The organism is Streptomyces sp. NBC_00631 (assembly GCF_045206895.1).
Classification (GTDB): Bacteria; Actinomycetota; Actinomycetes; order Streptomycetales; family Streptomycetaceae; genus Streptomyces.
On the sequence record NZ_CP107734.1, the window covers coordinates 332,791 to 358,022 of the forward strand.

Consider the following 25,232-nt stretch of genomic DNA (forward strand, 5'->3'; position numbering starts at 1 on the left):
GACGCCCGAGCCGCCATCGACGCCATGGACCCAGCGGACCGGCTGGACGACTCGCACTTCGTCGCCCGCTACCACCAGGCTGGCCAGGACTACCGCGGCCAGCTCGCCCGCGACCGCCGCAAGAAGCTGCACGTGGCCTGACCCCGGTCCCAGTCGGCACCACGGCGCTGTACCCGACCCACGGTGCAGCATCGGTCCCGTGTGAAGCCCAGGTAGTGCGAATACTGCGCTACGAACGCTACTCCGCCCGAAGCTGGTTTCCGCTCTGAGGTCGGCTCATGCTCCCCCGGATTCGACGGATCTGCGCCAGCTTCGCGGCGACGGCCTGCACAGCGCACGGTTCGGCGCGGGGCCCGTCAAGGCCAACCAGAGGACCATCAGTGGCGGATCTTCCCCATCGTCTGCGCCAGCATGTCGGGCACACCGTCGCCGCTGTTCCTACCATCGAGATTGCTAGTGCTGTGACCGCGAAGGTTCACCGGCTTGGGGCGTGTGCCTTCCTTTGACTGAGCAGACGTTCATGAACACTCGTGCAAGGGAGCTGCCCCAGGAAGTCGGCGCATCACACGTCAGCGGATGAGCCTTGCCGTCGGGAGAGGGTTAGTCTGCGTCGCTCTCGGTCGATTTCGGTGACGACCACCGTGATCTTGTCGCCGACTTGGACGACATCTGATGGAGTCTCCACCGGTGTCCAGACGAGCTCTCGCAGGTGAACCAGTCCCTCGATTCCGTCGGCGACCTGGACGAAGACGCCGAACGGGATCAGCTTGGTGACCTGGCCAGGCAGTTTCTGCCCCACCGCGATGGTGTCGGCGAATACCTGAAAGGGATCCGGCTGTGCGGCTTTCAAGGAAAGTCTGGCCTCCAGGTTCCACGTGTCGAACTGGAGGAACTCACATGAGACGCGCTGTCCAACCTGCACGACGTCGGAGGCTGCCTCGAAACGTCGCCAGGACAGTTCAGCGAAGGAGATGAACCCGACGCCCGGGAAGACCGGATGGTCGGGTCCGTCGTCCAGCGCCACGAACACACCGAACCGTTCGATCGCTGTGACGGTGCCGGAAAGGAACTCGCCGCGGTGCAGTGACTCCAGGAACGCCCAGAGTTCTGGGTTCTCAGACGGTCCGCCCATCATGCTCCAAGCCTTTCACGAGGAGCTGCGCACTGGCTGGGAAGTGCGCTCAGGCTGCGGTCTTGAGGGGGCGTCCGCATCAGCGGATGCCTTTCTCGCTTCGGATGCGGGCGCGTTCCCTGCGTTCGGCGGCCAGGACGTCACGGTGGCGGGCGTTGGCGTTGCGCCAGCGCAGGTAGGCGTGCAGGGCACGGGGTGGTTGGGGTGATGGGAGTTGGCGATGGGGAACTGCCTCAACGGTCCGAAATGGGCTTCGATCGGGTTCGCCCACGATGCATAGGACGGGGTGAAGCACAGCTCGACCTTGTTCTTCCTCGCCCAGCGGCGGATGTCAGCGCCTTTGTGGGCGGACAGGTTGTCCAGGATCAGGTAGACCGGGGCGCCGTCGGGTCGGGCAGCACGGATCGACTTCAGCGCGGCCAGCGTGTTGGCGGCACCCTTTCTGCCGCGGTTGACGCCCCACAAGCGATCGTCGCCGACCGGGTAGCAGCCGTGGAAGTAGCGGACACCGTGGGTGCGGTGGTAGGTGGCCGGCACACGGTCGGGGTGCCCCCGCTCGGCCCAGCCCGAGCCCGCGCTGGGGCGGATCCCGAGCGGGCCGAACTCGTCGAAGGCGAAGACCCGGTCGGGGAAGCGGTCGAGGACCTCCTCGATCCGGTCCAGCTTCGCCTCGCGGTCAGGGTCCGGCGATTCCACGTCTTGGTGCGCTGGAAGGTCACGCCGCGGCGGGCGAGCAGGCAGCGTCACGCCTTACGGCCGATCCGGATCACACGGCCGTGGACTTTGCGCAGGTAGGCGACGAGCTTACGCAGGGACCAGCGGGTAAAGGGCTGGCCGAGCTTGGCCGGGCGGGTGACGGCCGCCTGAACGACGAAGTCCTCCTCGTCAGGGCTGAGTTGGCGGGGACGGCCTCCCGCCCACCTTCCTCGCCAGTCTCGACCTGCGCGCCACCGGGATCAACACGGCCATCGCCGCACTCATCCGCGACGCCGGCACCTCTATGCCGGTCGACCGTGTCCACGCGCTGCGCACCGAGCTTGAGGTCGCAGGCCTCACTTCCATGGCACCCACCCTCGAACTGGCCGCCGCTTTCCACCGGGCCGTCCTGGACGACCATGACGCCCTGACAGTGGCCCTCTCCCGGCTCGGCGACCTCACCCAGGACGGGGGTTACGCCTACTACCTCGACCTCGTCCACTTCATGGCCGGCCTTCCGCTTGCGCATACGTCCAGCGCGCGGTGGCTCGATGGAGAACCCGCGACCCGCCGCCTGTGGCGCGCTCTGGTCACGGACCGCCACCGCCTCCTCGGCGGTACTCAGTAGTACCAACCCGCGGTCACGCCTGCGGGCACAGCAATCCTTGCCAGCGACGCAGGCGTACCAAGCAGCGGGTCAGATGGGGTTCAGCGCTGTGATGCCGGTCCCCGTGTAGAGGTCGGGTTCCAGCGACAGGACCGTGAGCGGCTCCCCCGCCCTCATGGCCTGCCAGGCGATCGCCGCAGCGTGCGCCACCGGCCGGTGCACATGTGCCCAGTCCATTGCGTCGACCGCGTGCGCGGCGGTGAACGACACGTTCTCCGCGAACCGCAGCGACGCCGCGTGCCGCCCCGGCAACCTGCCGCTCGGCAGCCAGTACCGACAGCGACGGGATGATCACCCGGCCGGTGCCGCGCGAGGCCTCGATGTACAGGCCGGTGAAGAAGGGATCCGCCCGGAACAGGGCGGTCAGAGTGGTGTGGTCTAGGACAGCCGCCAGGTTCATGCGGCCGCATCACCCTGATGGGCGCGGATCCTCGCCCAGGCGTTCTGGCCGGCTTGCTGGACCTGGTCGGTGTACTCGACGCCGAGCTCGCGGGCAGCCTCGACAGCCCGCTGCTCCCGCTCGGCTGCCGTGAGCTCGCGCGTGGCGAGTTCCTCCAGCAGCTTTGTGATGGTGGTGCCGCGTTCCTCAGCGAGAACGCGCAGCCGGTCCCGCACTTCCTCGGTGGTCTTGATGCTGGTCGGCTTACTCATGCACCGACTCTACCGCCGGTAGAATCACGGGCCCCGTCTTTGGATACATCGCCGCCGCCCCGGAAGCCCGGATGGGGGCGCCTTGGACCAGCGCCTCCTGGCATGAGGGCCCCGGGCGGGCCGGACCGTCCAGACAATGAGTCAGGGCTTCCAGGTGCGCAGGAGGGCAGCGATCTGTTCGGCGGTGCAGCGCGGACTGTTCACCTCGCGGGCCAGCGCCGAGAGCTGTTCGCGGGTGGGGTCGACCGGGATGTTCGACGCCGCGAGGTACATGACGGCGACGGCGCAGGCGACGGTGAGGTTGGAGCGCTCCAGCCACCGGCAGCGCCCCAGGGTGTGCACCAGGGCTGCTGCGCGCGCGTAGGGGCCGTCGTAGACAGGGCGGTCAAAGAATTCGCCGCGGTGACGGGCGACGGCCGCGAGTGGAACACCGTAGTCGTCCACGCTCGGATCGCGGTGACCGGCTCGTTCGGCGACTTCCAGGATCCAGGACTCGTCGACGTGCACGATCACGCCGCAGCCCCCGGGTGCACGTCGCCGCCCGGCTCGTCGAACTGACGCTCCAGGTCATCGAGGAATCCGCCGTGCTGGTCGATGAGGCGCTGCGCGGCCTCCATGCCGGCGGCCCGCGCCCCGGTCGTGTCTTCCACGATGAGCCGCTCGACGTACTTGTTGAAGTCGAGTCCGCGGGCCTTCGCGGCGTCCTTGCCGGTGGCGAGGACGTCGGGTGACAGGCGGAGCTGGGTCTGCTTCCGGTCAGAGGCCATACCGCATGGTACCAGGGTGGTAGCAGAGGGGTGGCATAGGACAGGATCGCATAGCAATCTGGCAGCCCGCCGGCGGGCCACGGGGCAACTGCCGTGGGAGGGCGGCCAAGGAATTCGCCGGCGGGGCCGGGCCCCCATGGCGGTGGTCTCCGACGCCAGCTGCACGGACCCGGCGGGCCTCACACAGTGCACCGCTGCTGCACCGGGTCGGCTCAGCCACCGCCCCCACGTTGCTAGCCGCCTTGCCCAGCGCGGCCGCGTGCCAGGCCTCCCCCTCAGGACCGTACGAACGGGCCGGCAGCAGCGACGAAGGTGTCGTGTTCGACAGCACCCGCCCGCTTCGGAGGCGACCGCGGCGCTCGGCCGGAGGGCCAGATGCAGTCGCGCACGCCGCGGGCCTTCATCGCCTTCTTTGACTCCACGACGCTGTAGCCGGCGGTGTTCGATCCGAGTTTGGGGGGTGGCGAGCTGGATGCTGGTCTGCCGGTCGACGCGCAGCCGGATCCGGCCGGTGCCCGTGGATGGGCCTGGCTGCAGGACGCCACGGGTGGCAAGCCACATTCACGTCGCGCCGTATGGATCGCGCCGACCAGCCTGAATCCCGTCAATGTGCCAGAGCATTTTCTGGGCCCGGCCCTTGCTCCAGATCCGCTCTTTTTCGCGTCCGGTCCGATTTCCGCGGCGCGGATGAAACCTCGTAGGTGCGCGCGCTGGTTGTTGGAGGCGCGTCTCCGCGTCCGGGCCGGTCACCTCGCCCGGGCGGCAGAGTGCTACGCGGAAAAGGCGCCCATTCCTGTACGGAAACGTTCCTCGCTACAGCACAAAAATCGGTCGTCCGCCAAGCATGGAGACGGGCTCTGACCTGCGTGTATGCCCGAATGTAGCTGCACTTCCTCGGCACGTAGGAGCGTGGAAGATGCTCTCTTGTGGCGCGACACCGCGCCACGAGGCCCAGAGGGGGAAACCGTGCAGACCATCGTCTCTGTCAGCGTCCCGGCCATCATCACGGCCGTCGGGACCGTCGTTGCCGCCTGGATCAGTCGGCGAGGACAGTCACCACGCGGCGACCAGGACAATGGCACGGACAGGTGAAGTCACGATGCGGGCGAACTCGGCGTCGATGAGGATCTGGCGGACCCGGGAGGCCTCCGCCTGGTCACTCTCCAGCGTGTATGGCTCCCATACCAGAGCTGCCTTGAGGAACTCAGCTCACATTGCCACGACTTCGCTGCCCCACCATGCCTCGATGACCGCGGTCAGCTCAGATCCGCTCGCCGAGGCCTGGGGCTCGGCGCCTCCGCGTGGACGGCCAAGGAACGCGAGTCCTACTCCAACGACCTCGACGACGAGCGGGCGCTGATCGCGGTGTCCGCGGCCTCCAACCGGTCCAAGGCCGAAAAGGAGCCCACCAAGTGGCGGCACCTGCCTGGTGACCTCCGACCTTCAGGCCCGAGGGGGTTCTCGCGCACGTTGTTGGCATGGTCGACCATCGCCGACGAGAGCCACAGGACACGCCGCTCGACGGATTCGAGCACCTCGGCCGGAAGGCAGGTCGGGTGGTTCGCGGCAGTTGGCAAGGGTTGTCAGCCCCGCGGCGAGCCGCACTCCCGGGCGAGGCCGGGAGTACCGTTCGCGGGGAGGGCAGGTGGCCTGCGGACACCGGAGCCCCAGGCCCACACTCTCCGGTCGCCGACCGGTACCACCAGGGTCGACGTGCAGCCGGCCGCACGCAGCAGGTCGTCTGCGGCCTCCTCCAGCCGACCCGACCACACGGGAGTCGGATCGTCAGCCCAGGCGACAACGGCCAGATGCTGCCGGGTGAGGTCGTACCCGAGAACGCGCGCGGCACGATCCAACGGCACGGCGTCGCCGTGCAGGATGCTCTGTACGACCTCCATCCGGGCGGCGGCGGTACTGGCCAGCCATGCCTGCTGCACCTGACCGAACTCGCGGGCCATGTCGGCCGTCAACTCGTCGACGACGGCGAGCATCAGCTCGGAGACGTGCCGCATCGCCGCGAACCGGTCGTCGACCGGCAGCAGCCGTTCACAGACGGCGAGCATTTCGTGGACGGCGAAGGAGTGACCCACGTTGACCGCGCGCAGCATGTGCTCGATTCCGACGCCCCGGCTCACCACTTCGGCCGTGCGTTGGAAGACCTCGGGCACGTCGGCAACCGTGAAGTCCCGCTGGTCGGAGAGGGCGGCGATCACGCCCGGGGCGACCGCCTCGCAGCCCCTGCGCGATCCCGTCGAGGGCCGGTTCCGGGATCTCCTCGGTGATGCGTACCGCCATGGCCCGGCCGAGCTCCACGGCCCTCGGCGCACCCACGGACAAGAAAGGCCCCCCGTGCCGATGGTGGTCGAGGCGCCGTGTCCGGTGTGGACAGCCGCTTCCGAGGAGACGGTGAGCAGTTCGTCGCAGATCGAGCGGATGATGGTGGGGAAGTCGGAGAACGACCGGCCGGTGGCGCCGGGACCGCCCCGGAAGAGGGTGTCTCCCGTGAACACCGCCCCGAGGGCGGGTGTATGGAGGCGAGCAGGATCGGTGCGCCGGTGAGGGCGGCGAGTTGCGGGGCTGCGCCCGCGTGGTCGTCGTGGGCGCGGGTGCAAACGATGGCCCGCAGTGCCCGATTGCCCAGGGCCTACGCGGTGGCGTGAGCGTCGATGACGATCGCCTCGGTGTCGTCGCCGACGATCCAGAAGTTGTTGTCGACGTCCCAGGTGGAGCCATCGAGGGAGAAGGTGCCCGAGGTGACCAGGTGGTCGATGCGGACGGCGGTCATCACAGCACCACCACCGAGCGCAGGACGTCGCCGTCGTGCATCCGGGCGAACGCCTTCTCCACCTCGTCCAGGGTGATCGTCTCGGTGACGAAGGAGGCCAGGTCGAGCCGCCCTTGCAGGTGCAGGTCGATCAGCATCGGGAAGTCCCGGGACGGCAGGCAGTCGCCGTACCAGGACGACTTCAGCATGCCGCCGCGTCCGAAGACATCCAGCAACGGGAGTTCCAGCTGCATCTCCGGAGTTGGCACACCCACCAGGACAACGGTGCCGGCCAGATCGCGGGCGTAGAAGGCCTGCCGGTACGTCTCCGGTCGGCCGACCGCCTCGATGACGACATCGGCACCGAAGCCGCCGGTCAGGTCCTTGACTGCGCCGACGAGTTCGGTCTCACGGGAGTTGACCGTGTGGGTGGCGCCCATCCGGCGGGCCGTCTGCAGTTTCCGGTCGTCGATGTCGACGGCGATGATTTTCGCTGCGCCCGCCAGCCGGGCCCCGGCGATCGCCGCGTCGCCGACGCCGCCGCAGCCGATCACCGCGACGGTGTCGCCGCGGCCGACGTTCCCGGTGTTGATGGCCGCACCGATGCCGGCCATCACTCCGCAGCCGAGCAGCCCGGCGACCTGCGGGGCGACGGCCGGGTCGACCTTCGTGCACTGCCCGGCCGCCACCAACGTCTTCTCGGCGAAGGCTCCGATTCCCAGAGCGGGCGACAGCTCGGTGCCGTCGGCAAGGGTCATCCGCTGCTTCGCGTTGTGAGTGTTGAAGCAGTACCACGGGCGCCCGCGCAGACAGGCCCGGCAACTCCCGCACACCGCACGCCAGTTCAGAATGACAAAGTCTCCCGGCTCGACGTCGGTCACGCCGTCGCCGACAGACTCCACCACGCCGGCGGCCTCATGCCCCAGCAGGAACGGGAAGTCCGCGCTGATCCCTCCCTGCTTGTAGTGCAGGTCGGTATGGCACACACCGCACGCCTGTACCTTGACCACCGCCTCGCTCGGCCCGGGATCCGGGACGATGATCGTCTCGGTCCGTACCGGTTCGTCCCTGCCCGGCGCGATGACGCCGCGTACTTCCTGTGCCATGTGAGGGCTTCTCCTTCTGCTGGGTGTGGAAAGGGGGGTGGGGGCCGCCAGCGCGGCTCACTTCAACCAGGAGTCGACGACCGCCTTGTTCCGGTTCTGGGCCATCCATTCCTTGGCTGCTTCCTGCTCGTGCCGCCGGCCCTTCTCGGATCCGGAGTTCGAGGCTGCCCAACTGGTCCGAGGTGAGCTTGAAGTGCTCGAGCTGCCCGGCCAGTTCGGGGTGGGCGTCGGAGGAACCCTTGGAGGCGACGGCCTGAACCTTGTCGGGCTTGCCTCAAGGCGCCCTTCGTGTCCTTGAGGACCTTCAGGGGGGGCTTGTCGTAGGCCCAATGCGTCCGCCGCAGGGCGACCACGATGGGTTTCTCCTTGATGGTGATCTACAGCGGGGAGAGCGTGGCGGAGGTGCTGCTCTCGGTGTGCTGGTAGCCGCCCGGTCAGTTTGTGGTTGGGCATGACGTTCTCAGGCGTGAGGAGCGTCAGGCCGGAGCCCGCCTCGATGCCGACGATCCATCCGCCGAATTCGGAGGCATGCGCTTTGAGGTCGGTGATCGTGTCGACGTCCTTCACATAGGTGGGGACGCGCAGGTTGCGTTCGGCCGGTTCGTACCAGGTGAAGGCGATCTCCAGCCTCGTGCGTGGGCGGCAGCCTGGCGTCCAGGTGGAAGTCGATCTGCTGTCGGCCACGCCGGTGAAGGTGTTGGCGATGTCCGGTTCCTGGACGTCGGCCTTGTAGCCCTTCTCCTCAAGGATCTCCTTCCACAGGTACATGGCGGTGGTGTGCTCGTCCCAGCCCGTGGCGGAGCGGCGATCTTCACCGTCCTCTTGCCGCTGTCCCCTCCGCAGCCGGAGTCCACGGTCGCTTCTGTCCCCTGCATGCTGTGGTGACCAGGGTGAGTGCGGCGCCGATACAGCTGACGAGGAAGGTGCGGCGGCGAGCGGTGTGGTTCAGCTGTTCACGGCCCGTCCGGCAAGGCTGACGTCGGCTCGCCGCGGTCCCGTTCCACCCGATCACGCGTCTGAGGGTGAGCCCTTCGTGCAGGCGCGGATGCAGTGATCGCCGCGTCGCCCTCCGGAGTAGGACCACATGCTTGTTCGGGATGACGGTCCTCGACTGGGAGGTTCAGGCGTCAGCCGTGGCGCGGGCGGGCGTCACGGTCATGGGCAGGGCGGCCAGGGCCCGGATGATGTTGTTGATCCCGCGGACGGGTTCCCCGATCTCGAAGCACTCGACCTGGTCGGCGAGCGCGGACAGCACGGCCTGCGCTTCGAGACGGGCGAGCCCCTGACCGGCGCATCCGTGGACGCCGTAGCCGAAGCCCAGGTGGTCGGCGGCGTCGCGGGTGATGTCGAACTCGTCAGGCCGCTCGTAATGGCGCTCGTCCCGGTTGGCGCAGGCGTACATCATCATGACCCGCGCGTCCGCCGGGATCGCGAACCCGCCGACCTCGGTAGCGGTGGTGGTGACCCGGGTGAAGCTGCGGATCGGCGTCTCGAACCGGATGGCTTCGTTCACCGCCTTGGGAATCAGGGTGCGGTCGGCGCGCAGCGCGGCCCACTGATCGGGGTGGGTGCCCAGCAGCCACAGCGTGCTGCCGATCGCGCTGATGGTGGTGTCCAGTGACGGGGCGATGTAGTCGACCAGCAGGCTCGGAACGTGCCCGGGCTCTATCTCGCCACGGGCCGCGGCGGCGAGCATCCCGGCCCCTACGCTGCCGGGCAGCAGGTCACCCGAGTTCGCGGTCTGTATCGCGAACTCCATCATCGCCCCGACGGCGGGCAGGCTGGCTATCGCCCGCTCGTTGAAGGGGCCCGTGAGGTTGAACGCGCCTGCCGCCCACTCCAGCAGGTGCTCACGACCGCTCTGTGGCCAGCCCACCAGGTCGGGGACGACGGCGAGCGGCAGGGCTCGGGCGAGGTCGGCGACGCCGTCGAACGAGCGGCGCCGGACCAGTTGCTCGACCACCTCGTCGGCGACGGCCTGGATGCCGGCCCTGCGCGGGCGCAACGCCCGGGGCGTCAGCTCCCCCGTGAGCACGCTGCGCAGGTGCTCGTGCAGTGCGCCGTCGCTCATCAGCGTCGACACGGGGAGGCCCTCGGGCGGTTCGTCCATCGCGACGCCCCGGCCGGAGCAGAACGTCTCCGGATCGCCCAACGCAGCGCGGACCTCGGCGTAACGCGGCAGCGCGTACAACTTGTGGGCCTCTAGCCAGACGACCGGACCGAGATCACGCAGGGCGCTGTAGTGGCCGTAGGGATCGAGCTGAGCAGCGTCGTCGAAGATGTCGGGCTCGTAGCTGGGGATCGAGTTCATCGTTGTCCTCTCCCTGGCTCGCGGCTCCTGCGCTCACGCCGATCCGGGCGGTACGGCGGGCGAGTTCACGGCGAGCCTGCTTATACTCACTGCATGTTGCAGCGACGGCAAGACTTGCACTCACCGCAACGAACGTCAACTGTCGGACTGGTTGCCGACAGTGACACTTTCTGCGCAACCAGTAGTCAGTCGCGCGCGAGTAGAGGTCCGCGAGCTGGAGCAGCGGCGGGGGCAGTGCATCTGCGGCCGAGTGCTTGGCCATCAGGTCGTTCGCCCGGGCCCCGAAGGCGCTTCGGGGCATGGGTGGTTGCGGCATTCGAAGACGGTGGCGCGGACGTCCAGCGACAGGTTCAGCACGTCGGTGTCGCCGACCAGGCCGGGGCGGCTCTCGGACCATGTAGTGCAGTGGTGGGGGGCTGGGTGGGTGCGAGGCCGGGGCGCCCATCCCGCAGGTGCCAGTCAGCGAAGTCCTTGCCACCCCGCGGCACGCCCAGCCGGACTCACCCGCACATCACCGCCGTACCGTCCGGGTTGCTCGTCCCCGCGATCTGTGCGTTCAGGGAAAGTGCCAGCTCACGGGAGCGAAGAGATGACGGTGGATGCTGGTGGTGGCCCTGGGGGTGGACGTACCTGGTGGGCTCAGGGCTTCAGGGGCTCGGCGGCGGTGCTGCCAGGAAGGTCGTCACCTGGGGGATGGGTGGCGCCGATGGTGGTGTGCAGGTGGACGGTGATCAGGCGGACAGCCTCGTCAATGTCTCCCTTGAGGACCGCCTCGGCGAGGGCGCGGTGCTGGGCGATGTGCCTCACATCCATGGAGTTGGCGGCGAATCGCTGGGTCTGGTCCTGCAGGACAGTGCACATGCGCAGCATTTCCCGGTTGTGGCAGCGGGACAGCAGGGTTCGATGGAAGCTGCGATGTGCGATGAACCCGGTCTCGACGGTGTCGCCTGTCTCCACTGCCTCCAACTCGGTGATGGCGCGACGGACCTCATCCAGGAAGGCCGTATCGGCTTCACGGAGCGAGGACTCCAGCGCACGGGGTTCGAGCAGGAGGCGCAGTTCGTAGTATTCGGCGGCCTTGGCGCGGTCGAGGCCTGCCACCCACGCACCCCGCTGAGGTGCGATCTCGACCAGCCCGTCGCCGGCCAGACGCTGGAACGCCTCCCTGAGGGGCGTGGCCGACACGCCCCACTGGGAAGCCAGGCGTTCCGCGTGGAGCCTGGTCCCGGCTGCGAGTTGCCCTGTGAGGATGGCGACGCGCAACCGCGCGTCAACCCATTCAGCGCGGGTCTGCGGGGGATCGGTCGGCCAGGTCTGGGAAGAAGACATGGCCACATTCTTCCCCAGCCCTTCCGGAAATGGAATCTATAGATTATAGTTTCTGGACGGGGGCGAGCCCCGCCCGGCTCTTGCCCGGAAAGGGGTGGAGCAGATCGACGCGCGCCCTGCACGGTCAGTCACCGGCGCAGTGGCACGTATCGATGGAATCCGGCCCCCGCTCTCCGCGGTGCGCCTCCGGAGGCCCGGATGCTGCACCGTCGCGCGACATTGTTTTCCCGGGGTGCGTGACGGACTGTTCCAGGCCTGCCTCGAGATCCCGTATGCCGCAAGCCTTTCAGGTGGCGACGACTGGTATCCACATCTTGACCCACCGCAAAAGACGTGGCCGGGGCGTTGTCGTTGATGTCCAGCAGTGCCGCACAATCAAGGAGGAAAAAAATGGTTGCTCCTGTCAAACTCGCTCACATCGTCCTGAAGACCGATCGCCTGCACGAGATGATCGACTGGTACTCGCAGGTTCTGGATGGCCGCCCAGTATTTTCGAACGAAATGCTGGGCTTCATGACCTACGACGACGAGCATCACCGGGTCGCGTTCCTCGGGGTCGGCTCGTCTGTGACCCCCGGAATGGAGCACACCGGGCTTGAGCATTTCGCCTTCACCTACGAGAAGCTGGGTGACCTGGTCGACAACTACAAGCGGCTGAAGGCGAACGATATCGAGCCGGTCTGGGTGATCAATCACGGCATGACCGTTTCGATGTACTACGCGGACCCCGACGGAAACCGCGTAGAGCTGCAGATCGACAACTTCCCCGACGCTGAGTCCACGCAGGCGTACCTGCTGTCCGACGAGTTCCAGAAGAACCCGATCGGGGTGGAGTTCGACCCCGATGAGTTCGTCGCCCGCTTCGAGGCCGGCGAGCCGGAGGCCGAACTGACCAAGCGCCCATGAACCGCCCGGTGCCCGGTTCCGCAACCGGCACCGGACCGGCGGGATCGGCCAGGGCGACACATAAGCCGAACCCGACACGCACCAAGGCCCCCAAGCCGCCAGCCGTCGCGTGCGCGCGCGTTATTCCCCGCCCACTGGGGGCGGGGGGTGGCGACGGGCGACGCCGATGCCTTCGTTGACGACATCGAGCGCGGTGCCGTCGCGTGCGAGGGAGAGCAAGAGCCGCCCCCCACTGTGATGATCGCTCCGCTCTCGACGTCCGCCCCGGGGCGGGGTCGACGCGGTGACAGGTGCGCACGGTAGCTACAGCAACTCGGTTTCGCAGGCCCTCAGCGGCTTTCAACGGCCGAGCAGCCAAGGAGGATCCATTGTCCCGTTCTGCTGGCGAAGCGGCGTTCCGTGAAATCATGATGGTGAAACTGCCGGAGAGCGACTACATTCACACGCCGCTGGATGAGGCGACCCAGGATTTCGTATACGGCGCCGTGTGGGTGCGTCCGGGGTTGAGCAGGCGTGATCGGCGGCTGGTGACGCTGGCCTGCGTGACCGCGGCGGGTGCACCGCAGGCGATCAATGATCACGTCTGGGCCACCCTGAGCAGTGGCGATCTCACCGTGGCGGAATTGGAGGAGTTCACACTGCACCTCGCCGTCTACAGCGGCTGGCCAAAGGCCCGCCATGTGCAGAGTGTGATTCAGGAACAGTGGGCCAGAATCCTGCAGGAATGCGACGCGGATATCGAGCCTTGACCGTTCCTGGTCGGCATTTCTGCTGAGGATGCCCAAGAGCCTGGGGAGCAGCGGTGCGCCCCGTCTTCGATAATTCACAGAGTGTTTGGAGCTGCGATGGAGCAGAACAGTGAACATCCTGCGTCACCGGGTGATTCCGTGGCCGAGTCGTGGGATGTGCTGGTCGTAGGGGCCGGGCCGGTGGGACTGACGCTCAGCCTGCTGCTGGCCCGTAACCGGCACCGGGTTCTGGTGGTGGAGCGGTGGCCCGCCCTGTACCCCTTGCCCCGAGCCGTGGGTCTCAGCAATGAGGCGCGGCGGGTGCTGAACATGACGGGGGTCACCGAGCCACTGGAGCCCCACGTGCTGTGGGATCCGGAGGGGAGCAGCCTCGACTACGTCACCCCCGAGGGAGAAATCCTCTTCTCGGAGACCCTCCCTGCGCCTGCCAGGGCCGAGGGACCGCATGGGGGGACGTTCAACCAGCCGGATCTGGAGGCGGTGCTGGAGGCACAGGTCGAGGCCGAGCCGACGATCCGCCTGCTCCGGGGCCATGTGGTCACCGACCTACAGCAGAACGACGACGGGGTCCGAGTGTGTTTTGCGCCCTCCGACGAGAACGGAGGCCCTCGGGCCGGGGCGGGTGAACTGACATGCACTGCCGGGTTCGTCGTCGGGTGTGACGGCGCCACAAGCACCGTCCGGAGCCTGGTGGGCATTCCGATGGACGGCGACCTGCAGTTCTCCTCCGACTGGCTGGTCGTGGACCTCAAACCCACGGTGAAACGGGAGTGGTTCCCGCATTTCGGGCAGGTCCTCGGCCCGCCGCGCCCTGTGACATCGGTGCCCGCCGGGCCGGGGCGGCGTCGTTTCGAATTCATGCTGCTGCCCGGGGAGCGCAAGGAGGAGATGGCCACCGACGAAACCGTGTGGCGGCTGCTCGCTGAGCGAGAGGTCACTCCGGCGGACGCGGAACTGGTGCGGTACGCGGCATACAGCTTCCGAGCCTGCTGGGCCCAGCGATGGCGGCAGGGGCGGGTGCTGGTGGCCGGTGATGCCGCCCACCTGATGCCGCCGTTCCTGGGACAGGGCATGAACTCCGGAATCCGCGATGTGGCAACCCTCGCCTGGCGCCTGGACCTGGTGCTGAAAGGGATCGTCCCGCCGGACACCCTCGACGACTACGCCGGCGAACGTCGGCCGCACGTCGAACAGCTGATCTCCACTGCCGTCATGATCGGCAACATTCTCTGCATGGTCGACCCTGAGGCGTGCGCCGAGCGGGACAGGGCGATCCGGGAGAACACCGGCGAAGGGCCGCCGGCGATGGACTGGCGGATGGGCACCGATTCGCTGGCAGCCGGAGACCCGCACGCGGGGCGGCTGGGCCGTCAGGGGCTCGTGCGGGTCGGCGACCGGGAGGGCTTCTTCGACGACGTGTGCGGCATGGGCGCACATGTGCTTCTCAGCCGTGACGGGGACCCGCTGGAGTCGCTGTCGCCGCCGGTCCGTGAGGCATGGGAGCGCCTCGGGGGCGTCGCCGTTCACATCGGGCCGGATGCACCGGTGACCGACGTGGAAGGCGGGTACGCAGCCTGGTTCGACGAATGGGACCGTGATGTGATCCTGCTCCGCCCCGACTTCCACGTCTTCGGCACCGCTGACTCACTCGACGGCGCCGACGCCCTGGTCCGCGAACTCACCGAACGTCTGCGGTTGGAACTGCACGACACCGCATCCACCGGCGCCCGGCCGACGGCACGGGACTAGGGCCCGGCCACGCCCTGTCCGGCAGATCGTCCCGGAGCCGCCGGACTTGGCCCCCAGCCCGTCTCGGCTTCGCCTGGCGGCGGCCCCCATCGCGTCAACGCGCTCCTTCGCCTGCAGACGCACCAAGCCCCGCTCACCTGCGCCGACGAGGCACCGCCGCAGCCCGCCTGGTTCACACCATCTGTCCCTCAGGGGGAGCCATGCCCAGGCCCAAGGACTGAACCACGCTGCGTTCGCCCCTTATCCGGTCCTGCGTCCCTCGTGTGCCGCAGGCTCTCTTCTCCCGAAAAGGATCTCACCATGAAACTCGCCAATCTTGACGGCCGCGCTGTCGTCGTCACGCCCGAAGGCGTCATCGACCTGCACACCGCCTCCGGCGGCCGTTTCTCGACCTCCGTCGACTCCTCCGTCACCCGGATCTCCGAGATAGGCCAGTGGGTCGCCGCCACCCACCCGAAGGCGGACCCGACGACCACACTGGCCATGCTGGAAGCCGACGCCAGCCGGCTCGGTCCTCCCGTCACTGATCCGCGCCAGATCTTCGCGATCGGCCTGAACTACCGTGACCACAGCGCCGAGAACAACGTGCCTGTGCCCGACGCCCCGCTGGCGTTCACCAAGTGGCCCTCCAGCCTGGCCGGGCCCGTTGCGGACATCCCGCTGCCCACCGAGACCGTCGACTGGGAGCTCGAACTCGTCGTCGTCATCGGCGAGGGCGGCCGCAACATCCCCTCCGACAAGGCCTTCAGTCACATCGCCGGATTCTGCGTCGGCCAGGACATCTCCGAACGCACGATGCAACTGGCCGGCCGTCCTCCGCAGTTCGGTCTCGGCAAGAGCCACCAGGCCTTCAGCCCGATCGGCCCCTGGCTGACCACCCTCGACGAACTCGACGACCCGACCGACCTCGCACTGTCCTCCACCTACGACGGAGACACCATCCAGAAGGGACGCACCAGCGACCTGATCTTCGACATCCCGACCCTGATCAGCTACCTGTCCAGCGTGTGCGAGCTGCGGCCGGCAGACCTGATCTTCACCGGCACTCCCTCTGGTGTCGGCCATGCCTGCAAGCCGCCCCGTTACATGGCCCCCGGAGGTGTGCTGCGCTCCACCATCGAGGGACTCGGCAGCCTCACGAACACCTGCACCGCTCCCTGACCACGGCGACCGCGCACCATTCGGTGTAATTCCCGATCACTGAAGACGGCCCGATGACCAGCAACAGCGTGGCCGACGGCGAGACCGGTGAGCTGTGCCAGGGTGGCGCCGGCGAAGGCTGTGGACAACCGGCTGAGGTACGAGCGGGTAGGCGGAGCTCACGCCGAGGGTGCTCAGCTGACCGGCGGGGGTGGGCTGCTCCAGTAGTCGACCAGACGGCTTCCGCAGTTCGCTCCCGAGGGCGGGAACACTGGCCACCCTCCATCGCAACCGCGTACGGTCCTTCGGCGCTGACATGCGCGATGTCGTCGAGCGTCTACCGGAGATCGCCGAGACGCTGGTCATCGGGGCCGAGGAGCCGGACGGCGACTACCAGGTGCCCTTGTCCGAAGTCCTCGCCGGCGGAGGCGAGCTCGACGGCCGGCTGCACATCAGGGTCTGCGATGCGATCCGCACCGGCGGATCACCCGGATACGTCCCGGCCGAGGTCCTCGTCGTCCCGGGCGTCGCGCGCGCCCATACCTCAAGCCTTGATCGCCACGTCACCCTCTTCTGGAGTGCGCCATGACTGCCGACTCTGACTCAACCCACAGTGCTGTCCCCACCGATCCGGCAGTCGAGCCGCCCGTTGTCCTGACGTTGCCACCCGGCGGAGTATCACGACGTTTGTTGGTTGCTTCCGTGCTGAACTGGGCCGGCGCAGTCCTGGTGATCAGCGCTGTACTGGGCGGAAAGCTGGAGGCCTACCTCACGCGAGATCTGCCCACCTCCCAGGGAGGCCTGTACAGCACGGTCTTTGCCCTGACGAGCGTGCTGGGTCTTCCCCTTGCCATGAGGGCCAGTCACCTTCATGGCCCGAAGAGGGTTCTGGGCGTCGTCTGCGCTTTCGGGATTCTCGGCAACACGATCACCGTGCTGGCGCAGACTTTCGCGGTAGCGCTGATCGGGCACGCAATCGCCGGTCTGTACACGGCGGTCGGCCCCCTTGCTCTGTTCGCCACGCGTGACTGTTTTCCCCGCAAGAAGTTCCCATTCGTGCTGCTCAGCGTCCTTGCAACCATCGGTCTCTTTGTGGTTGTCACGAACGAGGTGTCGGGGCCATTGCTCGAGGCGATCGGCTGGCGAGGCAGCGTGGGGTGTTTCATCGCCCTCACGGCCGTGGCCATGCTGTTGCTCAAGGCCGTACCCAACACTCCTCCGCGAGATGTCAAGCTCAAAGACCTGGACGTGCCCAGCCGCCTGCTCGACGCCACCGCCCCACTGCTGGTGACGTTCGGGCTCGTCAAGGGAAGTGCCTGGGGTTGGACCTCGCCCGAGGTCCTCGGGGTAGTCGGTGCCGGCGCAGTGCTGGGGGTACTGCTGGCGATGCGCGCTCGTTCGGTCAAGCGCCGTACCACAGCTTTGGACGTTGCGTGATGCGTCAACCGCGATGTGCTGGCGTGGGACGACCCGGCCACCTTCGACATCCGCCGCGACGCATCCCGCCAACTCGGCTTCGGACAGGGCAGCCATGGCTGCGCCGGACAAGGGCTGGCCCGCCTGGAGACCTCCGCGATGCTCCGAGCCCTGGTCGCCCGCGTCGACCGGATCGAGCCGACCGGTACCCCCGAGTGGGCTCTGAACAACCTCATCCACCGTTACGAGCGCCTCCCGCTCGCACTCATCCCCGCCCAGACAACTGCCAATTCCTCCGGCCAGAAACCCTGTTGAAGGACAGCATCATGAAGATCTCCGTCGACTACGCCCGCTGCGAAGGCCACGGCATGTGCGCGGACCAGGCCCCCCACCTGTTCAGCCTGGACGAGGACGCCGAACTCACCTACCACTTCGACGATGCCAACGTGCCCGACGAGCACCAGCCATCGGCCCGGGCGGCCGTCAACGCGTGTCCCGTCGCCGCACTGCGGGTCCTGCCATGACGGCGCGTTCGGTGCTCATCGTCGGCGAATCGCTCGCCGGAACGACCGCCGCACGAGAACTGCGGTCCCTGGGCCACACCGGCCCGCTCACGATCATCGGCGCCGAACGACACGGCGCCTACTCCCGCCCACCGTTGTCCAAAGCCGTCCTCAAGGACCCCAGTGCCGACGATGTCCTGGCCCAAGGACTCGACGGACTCGACGTCGACATCGTCCGCTCGGCCGCCATCGCGGCCGACACCAGCCGCCGCACCGTCACCACCACCGACGGACGCGAGTTCCGCTACGACGCACTGATCATCGCCACAGGCGCACAGGCCCGCCGCCTCGCCGCACCCGGCAGACGTGGCGAAATCGTCCTGCGCACACTCGACGACGCCCGTGCGCTGCGCAGACGCCTGGAGACCGCGGCCTCAGCGATCGTGATCGGCGCGGGATTCCTGGGCATGGAGGTGGCCAGCGCGTGCGCCGCCCGCGGCATCCCGGTCACCGTCCTGGACGTCGACCGGCCACTGGAGCGAATCCTCGGCGGCTATGTCTCCGCCGCGATCACCGCACACGCCGAGGCATACGGCATCCGCTGCGAGCAGACGTCCGGCTTCGTCACACCGGCAGGCAACCCCATGCGCGGCGTGACCCTGCCCGACGGCACCAAGCTCAGCGCCGACCTCGTGGTGACCTGCGCGGGGGAGACACCCTGCACGGACTGGCTGGCGGGCACAGGCCTGGACGACCCACTGGGCGTCGGCATCGACCACACCTGCGCCACCCGCGTGCCGGAGGTGTTCGCCGCCGGCGACGTCACCTATCTCCGCGCCGACGACAGCGGACCAGAACGGCGCGCGCCGTTCTGGTCCAACGCCGTCGCCCAGGGCAAGGTCGCCGCAGCCTCCGCCCTCGGCCTTCCGCCCTCGGGGCCGCCGTACGACGACTACTTCTGGACCGAGGTCGCCGGACTCGCCCTCAAGGTCGTAGGCCCTCTGCCGCCCACCGGTGAACCCGCAACCGTGGATGGCAGTGTGGAGAACGGGCGTGCCCTGCTCACCTGGAAACACCCCGACGGCCGTTCGACCGTCATCGCGTACGGCATGCGCAAACCCGTCACTGCACTCCGAGCCCTGGCCAAACCCGCCTCAATGACGTGAGGGCATCATGCCCTTTCTGGTACCGATCGCCTTCTGTACGGCCCGCATCGTGCGCGCCCGACTCGAGGCCTGTCTGGACGAGAGGAAATGCCGGGCCGTTGACGGCGGTCCCTCTGGCCGTCGTGCTGTTACAGCTGCGCGGCGCGTGGCGCACCGGCAACACTGGAGCAGGAGTTCTGCGCCGCTGCTGCCATTCCGCCGCACGGGGTCGTCGTGCCGCGGTCACCGTCGCTGCTCAGACGCGGTTCTCTGTGCCGACGGGAATCCGTCCACCTGGAAGATGGCGGCTCGCCATGCGCTGATCTGCTGGAGATCGCGGTGGTCGAGGCCGGAACGTGCCCCGCACCGCTGCGAGATGACACCAGCCGACCCGGCCGTCCCCTTGGCGCACCGCGTCTGATCGCCCGGACAGTCCTCGCTCCGGCAGCCGCCGACCGCTTCGACGCCGACACCACGTGTTCCGACGCGCCGTTTGAACCTCGTCTTCCTGCCGGTGCGGACCACAACCGAGCCATCCGAACCCATGAAGGGGAGGTTTCCACCTTGTCATCCACATTGGCCGACACAGTCCGGACCGCACCGTCCGGCCAGACCCCCGCGCAAGCGAAGCACCGATGGTGGGCACTGGCCGTGATCGGCCTCGCCCAACTCATGGTGATGCTCGACGCCTCGATCGTGAGCATCGCGCTGCCGTCCGCCCAGAAATCCCTGGAGTTCGACAACACCGGGCGGCAGTGGATCGTCACCGCGTACTCCCTGGCCTTCGGCAGTCTGCTGCTGCTGGGCGGTCGGCTCGCCGACGTCTTCGGCCGCAAGACGACCTTCATCATCGGCGTCGCCGGCTTCGCCGTCGCCTCCGCGGTCGGCGGCGCGGCCAACGGTTTCATCATGCTGGTCGTCGCGCGCGCCGTGCAGGGCCTGTTCGCCGCCCTGCTCGCGCCGGCGGCGCTCTCCCTGCTCACCACGACGTTCACCGACACCAAGGAACGCGCCAGGGCGTTCGGCATATTCGGCGCTATCTCGGCCTCCGGCGGCGCCATAGGCCTGGTCCTCGGCGGCCTGCTCACCGAGTACCTGAACTGGCGCTGGACCATGTACGTCAACGATGCCATCGCGGTCCCTGCGCTCATCGGCGCGATCCTCTTCATCCGCCGTTCCATTCCGGCCGAGAGGCCTCAGCTGGACATCCCCGGAGTGGTCCTGGTCTCCAGTGGTCTGTTCGGCATCGTCTACGGCTTCGCCAACGCGGAGACCCACGACTGGGACAACTGGATGACCTGGGGGTTCCTCGCCGCAGGCGGCGTCCTGCTGCTGGCGTTCCTCCTCTGGCAGACCCGGGCGAAGCACCCCGTGCTGCCACTGCGCATCCTGGTCGACCGCGATCGCGCCGCCTCACTGTCGGCCCTGCTCATCTCGTCGGCCGGGACGTTCGGCGTCCTCCTCTTCCTCACTTACTATCTGCAGTCGACGCTGGGCTACTCCCCGGTCAAGAGCGGCGTGGCCTTCCTCCCACTGGTGAGTGCACTGATGGTGGGGTCACAGCTGGCAACCAACTGGCTGGTTCCGAAGTTCGGCCCCAAGGTGGTGGTGCCCTTCGGCGCGCTGCTGGCCACCGGCGGTTTGGTCTGGCTGACCCGCCTCGATCTGCACAGTGGCTACACGGGCCACGTACTGCCGCCGATTCTCCTGGTGGGCGGGGGTATCGGTCTGCTCATGACCACGTCGATGAGCCGAGCCACCCTCGGTGTGCGGGCGGACGACCAGGGCGTGGCTTCAGCGGCCGTCAACACCACACAGCAGGTGGGCGGTGCGATCAGCACCGCTCTGCTCAACACCCTGGCCGCCGGCGCCGTCACCGACTACACGAAGGACCACCTGAGCGACCCGCTGGTCCAGGAGAAGGCGGCGCTGCACAGCTACGCCGTCACCTACTGGTGGTCCGCCGGCTTCTTCGCCGTCGCCTTGATCATCACGGTGCTGATGTTCCGCCGCAAGAAGAGGTCGAGCATGCCCGCGGAGGGCTCCCCGGCCGCACCCGATGCCGGTACCGTCGGCACGGGCGGGGACGATGCCTCCGCCATCCACGGACGAGTGTGCGACGGCGCGGGCGCCCCCGTACCCCACGCCGCGATTACCGTGCTGGACACGGCGGGTCGTCAGTTGGCCCGCACCACCTCCCGGGAGGACGGCTCGTACGCGGTGGACACCGCCGAGCGCGGCACCTTGGTCCTCGTCGGCTCGGCGCCCGATCATCAGCCAGGCGTTGTCACCCTGGTGCTGAACGAGGCACCCCTCTCCCAGGACCTCGTGATACTCCCGAGCATGGGCGGCCTGGCCGGTACAGTGCGCGGCGGGGACGGCGAAGCCTTGTCCGACGTCCTGGTAGTGGCCACCGACCAGCGTGGAGAGGTGACGGCCTCCACCACCAGCGGAAACGACGGCGGTTACCGGATCAGCGACCTGTTGCCCGGCCACTACACGCTCAGCGCCAGCGCGCCCGGCCATCGCCCGGCCACCGTGCCGACAGGCGTCTCCGCCGAGGGCGCCTCCGGCGACATCCGGCTTTTCGTCGCGGCGACTCTGCGGGGGACGGTGCGCACCCAGGACGGCCGCGCGCCGGACGACGCCCGGGTCACCCTGATCGATGCCGTCGGCGACGTCGTCGCGACACGCACCACCAGTGCCGACGGGAGCTACTCCTTCACCGGCCTCTCCATCCAGCAGTACACCCTGATCACCAGCGGCCACCCGCCGGTCGCCACACCGGTCACGCTGAGCGGCGGCCAGGACTGCGTCGACATACTGCTGAGCCGCAAAGAACCGTAGACGCCGGTCGGGCGACAACCCGACGCTATCGGTTCTGAACAAGGGCCACTGCGTCCGGGCAACGACCCCCGGACGCAGTGGCCTTTGCAGGCGCACCGGACGCCTCCACGGCAAGGCACGGCGAAAGCCGCGACGACAGCTTCCGCGCCGGGCACGCGTCGAGGCGCGGAACGCGAGCGCGCCGCGGGACACAGGGGGCTGCGGCCAAAAGCGACCGGCCAACAGGATCCGTTGGGGGCGCCTGGGCCTCCAGGCGCCCCCAACGGATACGGACCACCGAAGACGACGCGCCGGCGGCCGAATGCGGCGGCACGCACTGAACCGCTCAGGCTCTCCCCACGGGCCCGCGGCCACGAGGGGGCGTGCTCTGCGATGAGTTGGCATCCTGCGCCGGACGAACACACCGTCGTGGACGGAACTTTGGTCTCCGCAGTCTCTCCAGGCGCCCTGTCCCTCGCGAACCCGCCCGGCGCCACTCATTCATCGCGAGGGCATCGAGCAGACAACGCCCGCCGCCCTGGAGGTTCCGGACGGCGGACCCGAACCCGACCCCTCTGCTGTCAGGCGAGGGCGGAAGTTGATCGCCCTGGACGGCCTGAATACCGACTTCCAGGCAGAGGATGGTGCCGCTGGCCGCGATGACGGCTCACGGCGAAGTCCTCACGCCCCGGTGCAATGGGCCTGGCCCGCCGGGGCGAGGCCCGTGCCGGCGCCCAACTACAGCTACAACCGGGACTCGACCAGCGGGACCTGCGAGCCCTCGCTCCGGTGCTCGGCCTGCGAACGCAGGCCCTCGCCCTCCCCGTCCACGTGGGACAGAGCGCGGTCCATCAGCGTGGCGATGTTGGAGATCCGGCTGCGGAACAGCCACAGCGGGACGATCGGCTCCGTGGCGCGGCTCTGCGAGAAGAAGAACAGGACCCAGGCGACGACGGCGCCGGCGGCCAGACCGAGGACCACCGGGTCCGTCCAGCCGTATGCGTTGCCGTCCCAGTTCGCCACCAACACCGTGGCGGCGACGGCGAGGGCCATCAGGGTGATGCCGACGTAGTCGATGGTGACCTTGACGGACCTGCGCCGGGTGCGCAGCGCGAAGGCGCCCACCGCGAAGGCGGCGGCGCCCACCGGCAGATTGAGCCAGAAGCACCACCGCCAGGAGACGCTGTCGGTGAACCAGCCGCCGAGCAGCGGCCCTGCCACCGCCGAGAGGCCGAACACCGCGCCGATCGGGGCCATGAACCGCGCACGCTCCCGCGGCGGCACGAGCTCGGCGACGATCGCCTGAGAGGTGATCATCAGACCGCCGCCGCCCAGACCCTGAACGGCCCGCCCGATGATCAGCATGGTCATGCTGTTCGCGGCTCCGGCGAGTACCGATCCGGCGATGAAGATACCGATCCCGCTGAGCAGGAGGGCCTTGCGGCCGATCAGATCCCCGAAACGGCCGTACAGGGGCATGCCGATCGTGGCGGCCATGATGTAGGCGGTGGTGACCCACGCCATGTGGTCCAGGCCGTGAAGTTCACCGACGACGGTAGGGAGCGCGGTGAGACGAAAGTCTGGTCGAGTGAGGCGAGCAGCATGGTCGTCATCAGACTGGCGAACAGCGGGCCGAATCGCTGGGGCAGGGCAGAGGAGTCAGGCTGCTCCGACTGTGCAGGGGGGAGAGGGCGGTCATCAAATGCTCCAGCGAGGGGCGATGTCGTGGGGCGGCCGCGCGGCGAACCGACGAGGGCCATGCGGGTCAGGGGCCGAGGAGGGCGCGCAGCAAGGCCATCACGCGCTCCACGTACGGCAGGGGGCTGTCGTCCTGGCCCTGGGGGCCGCCGGCCACCCAGCTCTCGATACCGGTCTTGAGGGCGGTCACCGCCAGGGCGGCGATCAGGCGCGGCGCCTCGTCCTCCGGTCGTTCCCCCGTGCGTGCCGCCACGATGTCGACCAGGGACTGCTCGAACGTCCCGAAGCTCGCCAGCATCGCAGCCAGCACGGGCGGGTGCTCGCGGGCCAGCGCGAAGGTGGCAGAGAATTCGTCCCGCTGTGGTGGCTGCTCGACCATGTTACGCAGGAGTAGCGCGGTCAGGTCCGCCAGGACCTCCCGGGGGTGCGCGGGGCCGGCCGCGGTGAAGGCCTCAGTGTCCTCGCCCAACAGCCCCGGCGGCGCCTGGACGACGGCCGCCTCCTTGTTGGGGAAGTAGTTGAAGAAGGTCCGATGAGAGACGTCGGCCTCAGCAGAGATCATCTCTACGGTGACCTTATCGAAACCGTGTTCCCCCGCGAGCCGCAGCGCTGCGGCCCGGATCTCCTGCCGGGTCTCACGGCGCCTACGCTCACGCAGGCCTACTCTCCTACCAGTCATACCCCCCATGATTGCAGTCTATGTATGTTTTCTCAATCTGCATATTTTGCACAGACAGCAAGACGCCCCTCCCGCCAGGCGAGGCGCCGTCGGCAGGAACGACGTCGCCGCCGTGCCCTGCCAGCGACTCGCGGGGACTGGGGACAGCTGTCCGTTTGATGCGCAGGTGGCGGCGTGCGTGGTGGCGGGGCGGGCGGCAGGCTTGGTCGTGGAGGGGCAGCAGCCGCAGCCAGGCGTCGAGATCGCCGAAGAGGTTCGCGGTGAGCATTCGGCTCGCGTTCGTTTCCCGGGACTGGGATGACGGATCCGCCAGTCCCATCGCCTTGTTGGTACGCAAGGAGTCTTCGGCTTCGGCGTGATCGCGGTGGAGGGCATCGAGGAACTGCACCTGGTGGGTGTCGGCGCTGTGTCCCATGTGCCGGACGTTCGTTGCGGTGATCGAGTAGCGCGAGCCGGCCTTCTGTCCCGAGACGCTGGTGGCGGTGACCAGCACGGTCAGCAGCAGGCCGAGGGTGTCCCAGCCGAGGTGTCGCTTGCGGCCGATGATCCGTTTCCCGGCGTCGGTGACCTGATCGGCGAGGTGCACGTGGGCGGAGGTCTTGATGGTCTGGGAGTCCGGCACGCAGGCCGACGGCTCCGCGCCTCAGCCCTCGGCTTCGCGGACCAGTCACCGCAAAGGCCGGCGAGCTCCTCGAACACGCCGTCCTGCTGCCACTTGGCGAAGTACCCGTACACCGTGGCCCACGGTGCGAAGTCGTGCGGGAGGCGGCGCCAGGGGATGCCCGTGCGGTCCACTTACAGGATGGCGTTCATGATCTGGGCGCAGGTCGCGTTCGGGCGGTCGGCCGATGTCCAGCGCCGGGACGCGGCGCTGGTGCCGCCAGGCAGCCAGGACGGGCTCGATCAGTTCCCAGCGCGCGTCCGACAGGTCGCTGGGACGGGGGCCGTGCGATGTCATGTTTGCGAAGTAGCCGACTGCGGTCGGCCCCGCTAGCGGT

Annotated in this window: 23 protein-coding genes and 4 pseudogenes; 12 read left to right on the top strand and 15 right to left on the bottom strand. The window is 68.3% G+C overall.

Features of this window, described 5'->3' with window-relative positions; translation table 11 throughout:
* Window positions 1-562: 562 nt before the first annotated feature.
* The gene (locus OHB00_RS01825; protein WP_406430507.1) at window positions 563-1,135 is read right to left on the bottom strand and encodes a S1 RNA-binding domain-containing protein; all 573 of its coding nucleotides are present in this window, start codon (window positions 1,133-1,135) and stop codon (window positions 563-565) included.
* A 76-nt stretch (window positions 1,136-1,211) separates the two neighbouring features.
* Window positions 1,212-2,055 (bottom strand): annotated as a pseudogene (locus OHB00_RS01830) (IS630 family transposase); the annotation flags it as partial.
* Window positions 2,056-2,132: 77 nt separating this feature from the next.
* Here OHB00_RS01830 and OHB00_RS01835 point away from each other — a divergent pair.
* Window positions 2,133-2,456, top strand: coding sequence for a hypothetical protein (locus OHB00_RS01835; protein ID WP_406430509.1), 324 nt, complete (start codon window positions 2,133-2,135; stop codon window positions 2,454-2,456).
* 69 nt (window positions 2,457-2,525) lie between these two features.
* Here the strand turns inward: OHB00_RS01835 and OHB00_RS01840 are convergent, their stop codons facing one another.
* From OHB00_RS01840 to OHB00_RS01855, 4 genes are all read right to left on the bottom strand, one after another.
* Window positions 2,526-2,705 (bottom strand): hypothetical protein, encoded by a 180-nt coding sequence (locus OHB00_RS01840; RefSeq protein ID WP_406430511.1) that lies wholly within the window; start codon window positions 2,703-2,705, stop codon window positions 2,526-2,528.
* A gap of 186 nt (window positions 2,706-2,891) precedes the next feature.
* Window positions 2,892-3,146, bottom strand: a complete 255-nt coding sequence (locus OHB00_RS01845) for a hypothetical protein (protein ID WP_406430513.1) — start codon at window positions 3,144-3,146, stop codon at window positions 2,892-2,894.
* Between the two features lie 141 nt (window positions 3,147-3,287).
* On the bottom strand, window positions 3,288-3,659 hold the full coding sequence (locus OHB00_RS01850; protein WP_406430515.1) for a fic family toxin-antitoxin system, toxin component: 372 nt from the start codon (window positions 3,657-3,659) through the stop codon (window positions 3,288-3,290).
* Window positions 3,656-3,913 carry a hypothetical protein gene (locus tag OHB00_RS01855; protein WP_406430517.1) on the bottom strand — a complete coding sequence of 86 codons (258 nt, stop codon included), beginning with the start codon at window positions 3,911-3,913 and terminating at the stop codon, window positions 3,656-3,658. Before OHB00_RS01855 ends, OHB00_RS01850 begins: the two co-directional genes overlap by 4 nt.
* Before the next feature lie 1,267 nt (window positions 3,914-5,180).
* Between OHB00_RS01855 and OHB00_RS01860 the strand changes: the two are divergent.
* Window positions 5,181-5,329, top strand: a pseudogene (locus tag OHB00_RS01860) (HNH endonuclease); the annotation flags it as partial.
* A 167-nt stretch (window positions 5,330-5,496) separates the two neighbouring features.
* Here the strand turns inward: OHB00_RS01860 and OHB00_RS01865 are convergent.
* The 6 genes and pseudogenes from OHB00_RS01865 to OHB00_RS01890 form a co-directional block, all read right to left on the bottom strand.
* Window positions 5,497-6,021: a hypothetical protein gene (locus OHB00_RS01865; RefSeq protein WP_406445574.1), complete on the bottom strand. Its 525-nt coding sequence runs from the start codon at window positions 6,019-6,021 to the stop codon at window positions 5,497-5,499.
* A gap of 207 nt (window positions 6,022-6,228) precedes the next feature.
* Window positions 6,229-6,698: pseudogene (locus tag OHB00_RS01870) on the bottom strand (MBL fold metallo-hydrolase); the annotation flags it as partial.
* Window positions 6,698-7,783, bottom strand: coding sequence for an S-(hydroxymethyl)mycothiol dehydrogenase (locus OHB00_RS01875; protein WP_406430519.1), 1,086 nt, complete (start codon window positions 7,781-7,783; stop codon window positions 6,698-6,700). The pseudogene OHB00_RS01870 and the gene OHB00_RS01875, both read right to left, overlap by 1 nt.
* Window positions 7,784-7,840: 57 nt before the next feature.
* Window positions 7,841-8,626, bottom strand: a complete 786-nt coding sequence (locus OHB00_RS01880) for a glycine betaine ABC transporter substrate-binding protein (protein ID WP_406445576.1) — start codon at window positions 8,624-8,626, stop codon at window positions 7,841-7,843.
* Between the two features lie 277 nt (window positions 8,627-8,903).
* Window positions 8,904-10,094 carry a cytochrome P450 gene (locus OHB00_RS01885; protein WP_406430521.1) on the bottom strand — a complete coding sequence of 397 codons (1,191 nt, stop codon included), beginning with the start codon at window positions 10,092-10,094 and terminating at the stop codon, window positions 8,904-8,906.
* A gap of 639 nt (window positions 10,095-10,733) precedes the next feature.
* Window positions 10,734-11,423 (bottom strand): GntR family transcriptional regulator, encoded by a 690-nt coding sequence (locus OHB00_RS01890; protein ID WP_406430523.1) that lies wholly within the window; start codon window positions 11,421-11,423, stop codon window positions 10,734-10,736.
* 390 nt (window positions 11,424-11,813) lie between these two features.
* Between OHB00_RS01890 and OHB00_RS01895 the strand changes: the two genes are divergently transcribed.
* The 10 genes from OHB00_RS01895 (at window position 11,814) to OHB00_RS01940 (ending at window position 21,878) form a co-directional block, all read left to right on the top strand.
* Window positions 11,814-12,329 carry a VOC family protein gene (locus tag OHB00_RS01895; protein WP_406430525.1) on the top strand — a complete coding sequence of 172 codons (516 nt, stop codon included), beginning with the start codon at window positions 11,814-11,816 and terminating at the stop codon, window positions 12,327-12,329.
* Between the two features lie 368 nt (window positions 12,330-12,697).
* Complete coding sequence (locus tag OHB00_RS01900) at window positions 12,698-13,078, top strand: carboxymuconolactone decarboxylase family protein (protein ID WP_406430527.1); 381 nt, start codon at window positions 12,698-12,700, stop codon at window positions 13,076-13,078.
* A gap of 138 nt (window positions 13,079-13,216) precedes the next feature.
* Window positions 13,217-14,827, top strand: a complete 1,611-nt coding sequence (locus tag OHB00_RS01905; RefSeq protein ID WP_406430529.1) for a bifunctional 3-(3-hydroxy-phenyl)propionate/3-hydroxycinnamic acid hydroxylase — start codon at window positions 13,217-13,219, stop codon at window positions 14,825-14,827.
* Window positions 14,828-15,127: 300 nt separating this feature from the next.
* Window positions 15,128-15,988, top strand: coding sequence for a fumarylacetoacetate hydrolase family protein (locus OHB00_RS01910; RefSeq protein ID WP_406430531.1), 861 nt, complete (start codon window positions 15,128-15,130; stop codon window positions 15,986-15,988).
* Window positions 15,989-16,283: 295 nt separating this feature from the next.
* The gene (locus OHB00_RS01915) at window positions 16,284-16,556 is read left to right on the top strand and encodes a hypothetical protein (RefSeq protein WP_406430533.1); all 273 of its coding nucleotides are present in this window, start codon (window positions 16,284-16,286) and stop codon (window positions 16,554-16,556) included.
* The gene (locus OHB00_RS01920) at window positions 16,553-17,404 is read left to right on the top strand and encodes an MFS transporter (RefSeq protein WP_406430535.1); all 852 of its coding nucleotides are present in this window, start codon (window positions 16,553-16,555) and stop codon (window positions 17,402-17,404) included. The genes OHB00_RS01915 and OHB00_RS01920 overlap by 4 nt, the downstream gene beginning before the upstream one ends.
* 15 nt (window positions 17,405-17,419) lie before the next feature.
* Window positions 17,420-17,698 (top strand): cytochrome P450, encoded by a 279-nt coding sequence (locus OHB00_RS01925; RefSeq protein WP_406430537.1) that lies wholly within the window; start codon window positions 17,420-17,422, stop codon window positions 17,696-17,698.
* Window positions 17,699-17,709: 11 nt separating this feature from the next.
* Window positions 17,710-17,907, top strand: a complete 198-nt coding sequence (locus OHB00_RS01930; RefSeq protein WP_406430539.1) for a ferredoxin — start codon at window positions 17,710-17,712, stop codon at window positions 17,905-17,907.
* A complete protein-coding gene (locus OHB00_RS01935) occupies window positions 17,904-19,052 on the top strand; it encodes an NAD(P)/FAD-dependent oxidoreductase (protein WP_406430541.1) in 1,149 nt (382 codons plus the stop codon). The genes OHB00_RS01930 and OHB00_RS01935 overlap by 4 nt, the downstream gene beginning before the upstream one ends.
* 543 nt (window positions 19,053-19,595) lie before the next feature.
* Window positions 19,596-21,878, top strand: a complete 2,283-nt coding sequence (locus OHB00_RS01940; protein ID WP_406430543.1) for an MFS transporter — start codon at window positions 19,596-19,598, stop codon at window positions 21,876-21,878.
* Between the two features lie 723 nt (window positions 21,879-22,601).
* On the opposite strand, the gene OHB00_RS01945 is transcribed toward OHB00_RS01940, so the two are convergent.
* The 3 genes and pseudogenes from OHB00_RS01945 to OHB00_RS01955 all read right to left on the bottom strand — a co-directional run.
* Entirely contained in the window at window positions 22,602-23,381 is a 780-nt protein-coding gene (locus OHB00_RS01945) for an MFS transporter (protein WP_406430545.1), read from the bottom strand.
* 241 nt (window positions 23,382-23,622) lie between these two features.
* Window positions 23,623-24,243: a TetR/AcrR family transcriptional regulator gene (locus OHB00_RS01950; RefSeq protein ID WP_406430547.1), complete on the bottom strand. Its 621-nt coding sequence runs from the start codon at window positions 24,241-24,243 to the stop codon at window positions 23,623-23,625.
* A gap of 442 nt (window positions 24,244-24,685) precedes the next feature.
* A pseudogene (locus OHB00_RS01955) lies at window positions 24,686-25,192 on the bottom strand (transposase); the annotation flags it as partial.
* Window positions 25,193-25,232 lie beyond the last annotated feature (40 nt).

Coding starts and splice junctions, on each gene's coding strand:
- OHB00_RS01825 (WP_406430507.1), bottom strand. CDS start 1,135: ATGATGGGCGGACCGTCTGAGAACCCAGAACTCTGGGCGTTCCTGGAG.
- OHB00_RS01835 (WP_406430509.1), top strand. CDS start 2,133: ATGCCGGTCGACCGTGTCCACGCGCTGCGCACCGAGCTTGAGGTCGCA.
- OHB00_RS01845 (WP_406430513.1), bottom strand. CDS start 3,146: ATGAGTAAGCCGACCAGCATCAAGACCACCGAGGAAGTGCGGGACCGG.
- OHB00_RS01855 (WP_406430517.1), bottom strand. CDS start 3,913: ATGGCCTCTGACCGGAAGCAGACCCAGCTCCGCCTGTCACCCGACGTC.
- OHB00_RS01865 (WP_406445574.1), bottom strand. CDS start 6,021: ATGCTGCGCGCGGTCAACGTGGGTCACTCCTTCGCCGTCCACGAAATG.
- OHB00_RS01875 (WP_406430519.1), bottom strand. CDS start 7,783: ATGGCACAGGAAGTACGCGGCGTCATCGCGCCGGGCAGGGACGAACCG.
- OHB00_RS01885 (WP_406430521.1), bottom strand. CDS start 10,094: ATGAACTCGATCCCCAGCTACGAGCCCGACATCTTCGACGACGCTGCT.
- OHB00_RS01890 (WP_406430523.1), bottom strand. CDS start 11,423: ATGTCTTCTTCCCAGACCTGGCCGACCGATCCCCCGCAGACCCGCGCT.
- OHB00_RS01895 (WP_406430525.1), top strand. CDS start 11,814: ATGGTTGCTCCTGTCAAACTCGCTCACATCGTCCTGAAGACCGATCGC.
- OHB00_RS01910 (WP_406430531.1), top strand. CDS start 15,128: ATGAAACTCGCCAATCTTGACGGCCGCGCTGTCGTCGTCACGCCCGAA.
- OHB00_RS01915 (WP_406430533.1), top strand. CDS start 16,284: ATGCGCGATGTCGTCGAGCGTCTACCGGAGATCGCCGAGACGCTGGTC.
- OHB00_RS01920 (WP_406430535.1), top strand. CDS start 16,553: ATGACTGCCGACTCTGACTCAACCCACAGTGCTGTCCCCACCGATCCG.
- OHB00_RS01930 (WP_406430539.1), top strand. CDS start 17,710: ATGAAGATCTCCGTCGACTACGCCCGCTGCGAAGGCCACGGCATGTGC.
- OHB00_RS01935 (WP_406430541.1), top strand. CDS start 17,904: ATGACGGCGCGTTCGGTGCTCATCGTCGGCGAATCGCTCGCCGGAACG.
- OHB00_RS01945 (WP_406430545.1), bottom strand. CDS start 23,381: ATGGCGTGGGTCACCACCGCCTACATCATGGCCGCCACGATCGGCATG.
- OHB00_RS01950 (WP_406430547.1), bottom strand. CDS start 24,243: ATGGGGGGTATGACTGGTAGGAGAGTAGGCCTGCGTGAGCGTAGGCGC.